Origin of the sequence: Synechococcus sp. H70.1 (genome assembly GCF_047502705.1) — a bacterium.
Lineage (GTDB): Bacteria > Cyanobacteriota > Cyanobacteriia > Thermostichales > Thermostichaceae > Thermostichus.
Genome location: NZ_JANSIV010000017.1, coordinates 1,269 through 11,472 on the forward strand (window position 1 = coordinate 1,269; position 10,204 = coordinate 11,472).

Below are 10,204 nucleotides of genomic sequence, written 5' to 3' on the forward strand. Positions count from 1 at the left end.
GGGAGAAAGAATCTCCACTACCAGTTCGGGAATGGCCGAACAGGGCTCATCGGCCATGGCTTCAATTGGCAATCGCTCATGGGAGATGTAGGTGATGTCTGGGATCGGGATCCAGGGCTGTGCTTGTCGGGTAAGGAGAATTGCCCATTCAGTATGAGCGGATCCCGGCTTGGGGCACTCAGCAGCGGAGCACCAGTCCTCAAGGATTCGCCAAAGGATGGGCTGGAGACGAGCATGGAAGCGCTTTGGCGACATGGGTTCATGTTTGGGAACAGCTTGCCCATCGACCAGCTCGTAGGTAATATCTTCCTCTGGCAAGGCGAGAAACTGTTCAGGAGTCATCGATAGCTTTTCGGTCGAGAGCATGCCAGGATCCCCATCGTTCTAGAGGTCAACTGCTTCCTAGGCTAACTCTGGCCTCTTTCCACCTTCACTGCTTGGGAAAAGGCGTCTTGTTTTCGTGAAGGGGGGGCTTCCAGGTCGCGGTAGCTTGCAGGCGGTTGTGCTTTGATGCTTTGCAGACCCAACCGCGAGGATCCCCATGGCTAAAACCCTTTTGACCACCCTGGGCACCGGCGATTACACCGAGACGGTGTATTGTTTTGGGGAGCGGCGGGCAGAGAAAACCTGCTACGTTGCCAAAGCCCTCTGCCAGCTCTTTGAGATTGACAGAATTATCCTCCTGCTGACGGAAGAGGCCCGCGCCAAGCACTGGAGCCGCCTGCAGGAAGATCTACCTCCCCATGTGGAGAAGGTGGCCAAAGGCATTCCTGAGGGCAAAACCGAGGCGGAGACCTGGGCCATCTTCGACGTGCTGGTTGACAGCATCGAGCCCAACACCCGGCTGTTTTTTGATATCACCCACGCCTTTCGCTCCATCCCCCTGCTGGTGCTCTTGGGAGCTGCCCTTTTGCGCAAGGCCAAAAATGTCGAGATCCAGGGGCTCTACTACGGCCTCTACCGCCCTGGTCAGGCAGAAACCCCCATTATCGATCTCACCCCCGCCCTTCGGCTTTTGGACTGGCTGACGGCCACCGACAAGTTCATCAGCACCGGCTCAGCCCTGGAGCTGGGACAGCTTTTGGACAGGGTTCAACGGGACTTTTACCGGCAGCAAAAGCCCGGCAAAGGGGATCCCAGGCCCACCCGGCTGCAGAGCTTTGGGCAAGCCATCCGCGACATCTCCCGTTCCCTGGAGCTGGTGAGGCCGGTTAGCCTTTTGGAGGACGACCTGCCCAGGTTGCAGAAGCACTCCACCCAGGAGTTGGCAGAGGAGGTGGGCCAATTTGCCAAGCCCTTTGGCCTGCTGCTGCAAAGCATTCAAGATAGCTACAGCCAACTGGCGCTGCCGGCAGACCAGAAGGAGGATCGCCGAGCTCAAGTTCAAAAGCACTTTCAACTGCTGCGCTGGTATGTGGAAAAGCGCTTCACCACCCAAGCCCTTCTCTTGGCCCGCGAGTGGGTGGTTTCTGCCCTTTGCCTCTGTGAGGGGATCCAAGACTACCGCAAACGAGAAGCGCGGCAGGGAATTGAACAGCAGTTGGGATCCCTCATCCAGCAAGCGGAGCCGGCTCAGTCTCTTCCTCCCATTGCCGCCCACGTTCCCGATGTCCAGCAGCTTGCTGATCTTTGGTCTCGCCTTAGCCAGTACCGCAACGACGTGGCCCATGTGCAGATGAATCCCGAACCTCTTCCCAGCGAAGCTCTGGAGAGCTTTGTGCTGCGGGATCTGCTGCCCAGGCTGGAGGCGCTGTTTCCGGAATTGACCCGGACAGAAGGGGAATTGGAAGGGGATCCTTCCATTTCTCAGTAGGCTACAGACATCGGCCCACCCTCAGGTTTTGGGTTTTCAAGCTCGGTCAAACAGTTGGCAGGGGCTTAGCTTGTACAAGTCCTACTGAGCTGGAGAAATACTAAAGAAACCTGAGGGCTGGTCGGGATTGGTGGATTTTGTTTTGTAGCTTCTGCAGCCAGGTATCGGGTGGCTGTTGGGGTTTTGTTTACTTTTTTGTTTCTTGCGCGTTCAGTTTTTAACTCTCCTGCGAAAACACCATGTCTCATCACTACTGGCAAGCGAAGCTCTGGGGTTTGCTGCACGACCCTGCCCTCAAGGCCCTCCACGACGCCTCTGGCCGCGCTAAGGAAGGGCTGTGGCCAAACCTAGCGGCGATGCAAGGGTGGATCTCGCCCAAGGCAGAGGGATCCCTCCTAGCAAGCGTTGGCGATGCGGATCTGGTTGCCGCCGCCAGCGATCGGGCTGCCATTGGCCACCTGCCGGTTGCCATCGACTACCAGGTAGCCGATCGCGGCCACAGCCTGGGGCCGGGCCTGGAGATGAGCCATCTGCTTTCGGGGCGCAAGCGCTTTTGGCAACTGCCCGAAGAGGAACACCGGGCCCTGCAGCAAGCCGGCTCCCGCGCCGAGCACCTGATGCAGCTAGAGAAAAAGGTGATTCCCGATTGGATCCGGCAAGAAGAGGAAGATATCCAGAAGGTGTTCTGGTGGTTCTGGCGCTGTTTTCCCCAGGCGCTGGTTCGGGAGTTGGGCGATGAGAACCTCCTGCTTTTGCCGGCGGAAACGCGGCTGCCGGATGGATCCCTGTGGAGCCACACCAGTGTCGTGGCGGCCCTGGCGGGCTGTTTGGCCGGCTACGACGAGCCCAAGTTCACGCGGCCCTTTTTGGCCAGCTTCACCTTCAACCCCATCCAGGAGCTGATTAAAGCCAGCCGCAAGATGCGGGATTTCTGGGCCGGATCCTGGCTGTTGCACTACCTCTCGGCACGGCTTTGCTGGCGCCTAGCGGAGAAATACGGCCCCGACTGCCTGCTCTACCCCAGCCTCTACGGCCAGCCGTTGATCGATGCCTGGCTGCTGGAGAAGTACCCCAAATTTGCCGAGTGGATCCCGCAGCCTTCTGCCCACGCCCTGCTCACCGCCGGCTTCCCCAACGTGATCCTCTTGCTGTTGCCGGAAGAGCGGGTGGAGGCGGCCATGCAGTTGGCCCAGCAGACCCTCAAAGAAGAATGGCGCCACCTGGCCGAAAGAGCGCTGGAGCACCTGCAACTGGAGCGCCGCTGGCTGGTGCAGTTGCGCCCGGAGGATCCCACCTGGAAGGGATGGCTGGAGCACCAGTGGCAGCTCTACTGGGCAGCGGCACCCCTGGGATCCCCCCAGCAAAGGCTCAAAGACACTACCATCCTCAAGTCCCAGGAGCCGGTCGAACGGGATCCCTGGGTCAGCGCCCAAAACCGCACCTACCACCTAACAGGAGAGCGGCAGCTTTTTGCCGACGCGGAGCTGAAGTTCCTGCGGATCAGCTTCTGGGATCCCCAAAAGCAGCAGCACCGCCAGGGCAAGCCGGGGCTAAATGTCGGCTCCTGGTGGGCAGCAGCCGTAGAGGCGACGCGCCGGCTGCAGGCTGCCTGCAAACAGGCCCGCGATTGGCAACTGCCGGTGGCCTTTGGACCGCGCAGCACTGTCTCTGGCGTGGGGCCGGTGGTTCACCCTTCCCCCAGGGATCGCTGGATTGGCGAAGGGGAGAGCCGGCGGCTTTGGCAGCGGCAGGCGGGGCTTTTCGATGGCCGCGAGCAGCTCAACGCCACCGAAACGGTCAAGCGGGCCCTGGACAAGGTGTTGCCGGAGCTCTTTCCCAACCTCGATGAAGACAAGATTGCCGCTTCCTACCCCGATCTCACCGCGGGTGTGGCCGGCTACCTGAAAACCCACGGGCGACGGGAGCAGGAGCACTTGGAGCAAGCCTGCCGGGCCGTTGAGGCCATCCACCCCGGCATTCGGGAAGTGCTGCGGGAGATGCGCGGCAAGTGGGGGATCCCGTGGGCCGACCAGCAGAACCTACGCTACCACCCGCGGCTGCTCAACGCCGGCTGGCTGGTGGAAGACCTGGAAGTAGACGCAGCAACCCAGAAGCGCTGCCGCCAGGAGATAGAAGCCACCCTCAGCCGCTACTACCCCAGCATCAACCCCGCCAGTTGGTACGTGCTGGCCGCCGGCGACGGCGACGACATGGGCCAGTGGCTGAGGGGGGAGAAGATGCGACCCTACTACGACTACCTACCCCAGCCGCTGCAGCGCCTAGCCGATGGCTGCAAAGACACCATTGGCCAGGTCATCAACTCCGAGGAGCTCAAGCAGGTCAAGGACGCCTTCAGCGAGTTTGTTAAAACCAGCCGCAAGCGCATGGGCCCGGCCACCCACAGTGCCCTCAGCCGCGCCCTGTTGGATTTTTCCGGCCAGTTGGTGCCCTACCTCACCGAGCAGCGCTACGCCGGCAGGCTTATCTACGCCGGGGGAGACGACGTTTTGGCCTACACCAACCTCTGGGAGTGGGATGGCTGGCTCTGGGACATCCGCCAGTGTTTCCGCGGCGGCGAAGACGACTGGCGGGAGTTCGCCAACGAAGGGGACTACTGGCAGTGGCAAAAGGCGCAGTTGCCGCCTGGCCTCAGCCGCCGCCCTCTTTTTACCCTGGGATCCCTGGCCAGTATTAGCTTTGGTGTGGTGATTGCCCACCACTCGGTGCCCTTGGCCATTGCCCTGGAAAATCTCTGGGAGGCAGAAAAAGGCGCCAAAGGGCAGGCTTATGCCCATGGCAGCCCCAAGGACAGCGTCCAGGTGCGGGTGCTGTTTGCCAACGGCAACCAACTGGTGGGCACCAGCAAGTTCGACACCTTCGACAAGTGGAAAGACCTGCTGGATTTTGACTGGAAGTTGCTGGGCCAACAGCAGGATCAAAGCTCGCTGTTTGAGCAGGCTGCCCAGCTCTGGGAGCAGCACCCCGCCCCCAGCTTGGAAGCTGTGCCCGATTGGGCCCGCTTGTTCTGTAGCCGCCGGGATCTCTTTGGCGGCGAAAGCGAGCAGAGGGATCGCTTCCAGGCCAAGCTAATCGAGTTTATCCAGCACTTTTGGCAGCACAGCCTGCCCGCCCAGCCGGCAGCCTGGGATCTGGCCATCAAAAACTGGTTTAAGCTAGCGGCCTTTGTGCTGCGCAACCGCACCGTGAAATTGGGGAGGAACGGTCGATGAGTTGGTTTGTGCTCTCGCCTTTGGATGTGTGGATGTTTCGCGATGCCAGGCCCTTTGCGCCGGGGGAGCGGGCCTGGGCCACCAGCGGCTTTCCGCCCAGCGGCCACACCCTGGCCGGAGCCATCCTGGCCCACCTGGGCCAGCCGGCAACCCTGCGCCTGCGCGGCCCCTTCCTCTGCTGGGATGAGCAGCTTTACTTCCCCAGCCCTCTGCACCTTGACCAGGGATCGCCGCTGGTGCCCATCCCCTGGCTGGAAGAGGAGCATTCCTACAGCGGCTACCGTTGGGATCCCACTCGGCCCGCCCCTTTGGTAGCAGCAGCTCCGGAGGAGGAACGGCCAAGCCCCAAGCAAAAGGCCGCCGGCTACCTGCCCTTTCAGGCGGTGCAAAAAGCGCTGCAGGGCAAGGGCTGGGATCTGGCTCAAGCCGTTCCGCCCCCCTGGGTGGCGGAGGTGCGGCCCCACAACACCCTGCAGGCAGGCAAACGTCAGGTGCGAGAAACCGATGGCTACTTTGTGGAAACCTGCATCCGCCTGCAGGCCGGCTGGAGCCTGGCTCTTTCCATCGAGTGCTGGGATCCCGAGCGCGAAACCTGGGATCCCTTGCCTCTGGAGCAAGAAGTTGTGGTGCGGCTGGGGGGAGAAGGCCACGGCGCTCTCCTGGGCCCTTGCCCAAAGCTGGGCAAGCAGTGGCAAGCGCTGCAGGAGCTCTCCCAAGAGACCTTCCGGCAAACCCGGCGGGCCTTGGCCTACCTGGTTACGCCTGGAGTGTTTATCAAGAAGGTGGATGGGCGCTCCCTCTGCCGCGCCTGGCCCTGGGAATGGCGCTTGGCCACCCCCCACCCTGCCCACTCCCTCACCGGCCCTCTGGTAAGCGTGGCCACCGGCAAGCCAGTTCCCATCAGCGGCCGCCTGCAGGTGGATTCCCTAACAGAGCCGCGCAAGACCAGCTTACCGGCTCCGCAAGTGTTTGCCGCCCCACCCGGCAGCGTCTACTACCTGGAGCAGCCGGCTCCCCTTGGGCAGGACGAGCCGGAGCTGGAAGATGGCCGGCTCAACGTCTTCCACCGCTGGCGGCTGTTGGGCTACAGCGAGTTGCTCTGGCTGCCCTGGGTCAACTGATGCTTTTGCAGCCCTGTTCTTTGTCGATAAGGAGTGTTTTTTCGATGACTTTTCACCTGGTTTATCTCACCCTGTTAACCCCCCTGCACACCGGCGGCACCACCCAAGAAGGCAACCTCTTGGGCATTGCCCGCGAAGCCCACACCAACTTGCCCTACATTCCTTCCAGTACCATCCGCGGCAAATTGCGGGCCAGTGTGGCTGAGAAAGAGTTAAAGTTTGAGCTCTTTGGCAACGAAATTGGGGAGGGGGATCAGCTTACCCAAGGCTCCATTTGGATTGGGGATGGATCCCTGTTGTGGGTGCCGGTGGCTTCCCTCAGCCACGGCGTAGTCTGGATGAGCTGCCCCCTCTTGCTCAAGCGCTGGCTGCGGCTAAGTGGCCAGCAGTTGCAGGTGCCGGATCCCTATAGCACCAACTTGGAGACAAACCGGCCCCTCTACCTCAAGGATGCCATCCTGAAAAATGGCCTGAAAAAGTGGGCCAACTGGCAAGACTTTGTCAAGTCTTCCAGCATCACCCGCGTCATCGTTTTGCCGGATCAGCACTGTGCCACCCTTATTCAAATGAGCCTGTGGCGGCAGGTGAAAGTTAAGCTCAGCGAGCACAAAGTTGTAGAAGGCGGCTTTCGCTACGAAGAGGCCATCCCCCCCGATAGCTTGATGTACTTCACCTGGGGGGTAACAGCCCAAGCCAATGGCAGTTCCCAAAAAGCAGTGGAGCAATTTCGGAAGCTTCTGCAGGATAACCAGCTTCTGCAAATTGGCGGTCAGGAGAGCCTAGGCCGGGGCTTTGTCGAGTTGTCTTGGAACTAGTTGAGGAGGTTTTATGGAAACTTTTGATCCCCGCACGTTGGCCAAGCCTGTTTACGAATCCCTTCGCCAGTTAAGGGCTCAAACCAGAGACCAAGAAAAGCTTAAAGAGCAGAAAAACCAGGCTGTGGAACTCTACACCTACCTTTCCACCTGGGGCCTGCTGCGCCTTAAGGCAGAAGAAGATGCCCTCAGCCAAGACGGCAAAAAGCAAGTGGTCAAGGAGTTCTTTAGTTGTCTGGAAGAGATTTCTGGCCAAAAGGGAATTGCCAACTCCAATGGTCTGGATCGTCTTATGGGATTGAGCGCTGAAGAGTATCTAGGTTTAACAGGGCTAGGGCTGGCTTTGGCTCAGGAGTTTGGCTTTTGGGCTACGGCCATCTACCACGACATCAAAGGAGGAGAGTGATGGGCGTCGCGATCCCCCTGCAAGCGATTTCCCTGCAAGAAGGCAGCCGAGTGGTTATTCATTCTCTTACCTGGCAAGACTGCGAGAGCATTCTGGAGGAGCTGGGCGAAGATCGCCACACTCGCATTGCCTACTACGATGGCACTTTTGAGATCATGTCTCCCTTATCCAAACACGAGCGCCTTCATCGCATTGCCAGTGACATTGTAAAGGCTCTCTTAGATGCTCAGGGGAGAGATTGGGAAGACTTTGGCTCAACAACCCTTAAAAAGTCAGGCAGGGCTGGAGTGGAGCCCGACACCTGCTTCTATGTCAATCACCTGGAGTTGGTGCGAGGTTGCGAGGGCAGGATCGATGTCGATCAGTTGCCCCCACCTGATTTGGCCATCGAGTCCGACGTTACTTCCCAAACTTTTATCGAGGCCTATAGAGCCATCAGCGTGCCGGAAGTTTGGATCTTGGGTGAGCGAAGTTTGCGGATCTTTATTCTGCAGGGAGAAGACTACGTAGAATCAAGCCGCAGCCGGCTTTTTCCAGACTTCGACATCCCCAATCTTGTACCTCAACTCATTCGACGCGCCCTAGAAATTGGTACCAGCACCATGTTGCGTGAATTTCGCCAAACCCTTGGCAATTCCTAACCCTGTTTCCCGCTTTTGGAGAAGATCCCATGACCGGTCATCGCCCTGCTCGTCCTGGCAACACGCCTCAGCCGCTTGCTCGTCCCCCCAGGCCAGGGGATCCCAGCCGCCGGCCGCCTCAGGAAAATCGAGGCCCCAATTCTCCTAGAGGAGGCAATGGAGGAGGCAACAATCCTCAGCCCTCGCCTTGGCTGGGTCACCCCTTGGATCCCACGCCCAGGCCGGATCCCACCGCCGGTTTTATTGAATATCTGCGTTGGATGCGAGCGCCGCTCGATGCTTTTAAAGACGGCACCAAAGCGGAGCTGGTGCACCAAGTGGAAACAACGATTAACCTTGGAGCCCGCCTGAAAGTTTTGAATGAGCGCACCCGACGCCTTGCCAGCGACACCTTTCAGGTTACCTGTCCCTGGCGAATTCGAGTCGGTGGGGCCAAGGGCCCAGAGAGCATGTTGCTCCCCGCTTTCGATCACTTAGGGATCCCTTACATTCCTGGCTCCACCCTGCGCGGTGTGGCCCGCTCCCAGGCCATTCGGGAGCTAATGCAGGAGCGTAACCTATCTTGGGATCAAGCAGACCAAGCTGTAGCTCCTTGGTTTGGCCACCTACAAGCTGAGGAAAAAGATAGCGCCGGCAAGGTGATCTTTTTGGATGCCTATCCGGTACCCACTCGGCCCCAAAGGCGGGAGGATCCCGATAATTCCAAAACGGGGGGGCTGGCTGTAGATATTGCTAATAACGTCTGGAAATGGAATGGAAAAAATCTTGAATACTCGCCCAACCCCAACTTGTTCTTCTCTCTCAAGCAAGCCACTTTTTTGATTGGCCTGCGCAAAGGCAGCGGCTGCACCGATGAGATGCTGGATCAAGTTAAGCAATGGCTCCTCCGGGGTTTGGAGCAAGGGGTGGGATCCCAAGTAAATACTGGCTACGGCCGGCTGGTTTCCTCAGGAAGATCCCCCGACAAGTACCAGGGAGAATTCTTGCGGCTGCCCTTTGAGCTAGAAGGCCAACTCATTCACGGGCGCCAGGTAGTCAACTGGAGGCCTGATAGGAATCGCTACGACAACCGATCCATCGCCGAAGTGCGGCCCGTGGCCTTTAAGAATATGCTGCGCTATTGGTTCCGCACCCTTGCCCTGGGAGTTTTGCCGGTCGATCAGGTGCAGGAGTGGGAAGGGCAACTTTTTGGCGCCATCACCCCTAAGCAAAAACACGGCTGGATCCATGTAGATCTCCTAGATGGCAAAGTCTCTCAGCCGGAGCCAGAGCCCAATCAGCAAGGAAGAAATAAACCTGCCGGACGACAAGAAGGGATCCTCGTCTTGAGTCTTTCGGGGGAGTGCCAAAATTACGCCTCCCAAGCAGAGCAGGAGGCCGTGAAAAAGCTCTTTGCCAACCTCACCTGGATGATGTTCCATCTGGGAGGGGTGGGCCAAGGGGCCAGAAGACCCTGCTACTCCCGCCAAAACCGCGAGCGGGCTCCCTGGTGGCGCGGCTCCACCCTAATTCCCACGTCAAAGGATGCCTTTTGGGAGCTGCCGGAATCGGTGGCTGAGTTTCAGAAGCTTTTCCAAAAGCGTCTGGAAAACTTTTTTGCTGCTCTCAAGACTCTGACCAAGCAGGCTATTAACCCCAATAGCCCAAGAAGTGTTGGCCGAGTTGACAGGGATAAATGGCTGCAAGCGGTGGATGCCAACTGCCAGATTGTCGTCTGCAGCGGCGAGGAAGACTTTAACAAACCCTATGCCCTGGCCACTTTGCATCGTCTTGGCCGGCAGGGCGAAGGCCGGTACGACAAATTCTTGTGTGGGGGTGTACAGGGAGGTGCTCTGCCCTCTCCAGTTTGGATTGCCGATTTGGGTGATTACCAAGTGGTTACCGTTTTTGGAGCAACGGCGGATCCTAGGAAAAGGTATCTTGACGAGCTCAAGAGAAGTGCCGATAGCTTTGGAGTAATCTGGCCCTTGAGATAGAAAAAATCTTGGAGAGTTTTCGGGAAAACCATGCCTAGAAAGAAGACCAAAGCCAAAGTTCTCAGAAACCTTGTTACAGCTACAATTAATGGCTTGATTACACTAGTCATTCTGCTCATTGCCCCCTTGGGCCTGGCAGCCGTGATTACCAACACTATTCTGGTTACAATTGCCAGCTTCTTTTCTGGAAGCTTAACGGAGA

9 protein-coding genes are annotated in these 10,204 nt (G+C 58.6%); 8 read left to right on the plus strand and 1 reads right to left on the minus strand.

Features of this window, described 5'->3' with window-relative positions; all coding sequences use genetic code 11:
- Window positions 1–366 (minus strand): Uma2 family endonuclease (locus tag NW827_RS01175; RefSeq protein ID WP_414503236.1); only part of this gene is annotated, 366 nt, incomplete at its 3' end.
- Window positions 367–541: 175 nt separating this feature from the next.
- Here NW827_RS01175 and csx2 point away from each other — a divergent pair.
- The 8 genes from csx2 to csx18 all read left to right on the plus strand — a co-directional run.
- On the plus strand, window positions 542–1,813 hold the full coding sequence (gene csx2 / locus NW827_RS01180; protein WP_414503237.1) for a TIGR02221 family CRISPR-associated protein: 1,272 nt from the start codon (window positions 542–544) through the stop codon (window positions 1,811–1,813).
- Between the two features lie 239 nt (window positions 1,814–2,052).
- Window positions 2,053–5,043, plus strand: a complete 2,991-nt coding sequence (gene cas10, locus NW827_RS01185; protein ID WP_414503238.1) for a type III-B CRISPR-associated protein Cas10/Cmr2 — start codon at window positions 2,053–2,055, stop codon at window positions 5,041–5,043.
- Window positions 5,040–6,164 (plus strand): type III-B CRISPR module-associated protein Cmr3, encoded by a 1,125-nt coding sequence (locus tag NW827_RS01190; RefSeq protein ID WP_414503239.1) that lies wholly within the window; start codon window positions 5,040–5,042, stop codon window positions 6,162–6,164. The genes cas10 and NW827_RS01190 overlap by 4 nt, the downstream gene beginning before the upstream one ends.
- A gap of 44 nt (window positions 6,165–6,208) precedes the next feature.
- The gene (gene cmr4 / locus NW827_RS01195; RefSeq protein WP_414366230.1) at window positions 6,209–6,979 is read left to right on the plus strand and encodes a type III-B CRISPR module RAMP protein Cmr4; all 771 of its coding nucleotides are present in this window, start codon (window positions 6,209–6,211) and stop codon (window positions 6,977–6,979) included.
- A 13-nt stretch (window positions 6,980–6,992) separates the two neighbouring features.
- Window positions 6,993–7,385 (plus strand): hypothetical protein, encoded by a 393-nt coding sequence (locus tag NW827_RS01200; protein WP_414403461.1) that lies wholly within the window; start codon window positions 6,993–6,995, stop codon window positions 7,383–7,385.
- Window positions 7,385–8,026, plus strand: a complete 642-nt coding sequence (locus NW827_RS01205) for a Uma2 family endonuclease (RefSeq protein ID WP_414503240.1) — start codon at window positions 7,385–7,387, stop codon at window positions 8,024–8,026. The genes NW827_RS01200 and NW827_RS01205 overlap by 1 nt, the downstream gene beginning before the upstream one ends.
- Window positions 8,027–8,055: 29 nt before the next feature.
- Window positions 8,056–10,002 (plus strand): RAMP superfamily CRISPR-associated protein, encoded by a 1,947-nt coding sequence (locus NW827_RS01210; RefSeq protein WP_414503241.1) that lies wholly within the window; start codon window positions 8,056–8,058, stop codon window positions 10,000–10,002.
- A gap of 30 nt (window positions 10,003–10,032) precedes the next feature.
- On the plus strand, window positions 10,033–10,204 hold a 172-nt coding region (csx18, locus tag NW827_RS01215; RefSeq protein ID WP_414503242.1), incomplete at its 3' end, for a CRISPR-associated protein Csx18.

Excerpts from the sequence above, each read along its gene's own strand:
- NW827_RS01205 (WP_414503240.1), top strand. The coding sequence starts at position 7,385 with ATGGGCGTCGCGATCCCCCTGCAAGCGATTTCCCTGCAAGAAGGCAGC.
- csx2 (WP_414503237.1), top strand. The coding sequence starts at position 542 with ATGGCTAAAACCCTTTTGACCACCCTGGGCACCGGCGATTACACCGAG.
- NW827_RS01210 (WP_414503241.1), top strand. The coding sequence starts at position 8,056 with ATGACCGGTCATCGCCCTGCTCGTCCTGGCAACACGCCTCAGCCGCTT.
- cas10 (WP_414503238.1), top strand. The coding sequence starts at position 2,053 with ATGTCTCATCACTACTGGCAAGCGAAGCTCTGGGGTTTGCTGCACGAC.
- NW827_RS01200 (WP_414403461.1), top strand. The coding sequence starts at position 6,993 with ATGGAAACTTTTGATCCCCGCACGTTGGCCAAGCCTGTTTACGAATCC.
- NW827_RS01190 (WP_414503239.1), top strand. The coding sequence starts at position 5,040 with ATGAGTTGGTTTGTGCTCTCGCCTTTGGATGTGTGGATGTTTCGCGAT.
- cmr4 (WP_414366230.1), top strand. The coding sequence starts at position 6,209 with ATGACTTTTCACCTGGTTTATCTCACCCTGTTAACCCCCCTGCACACC.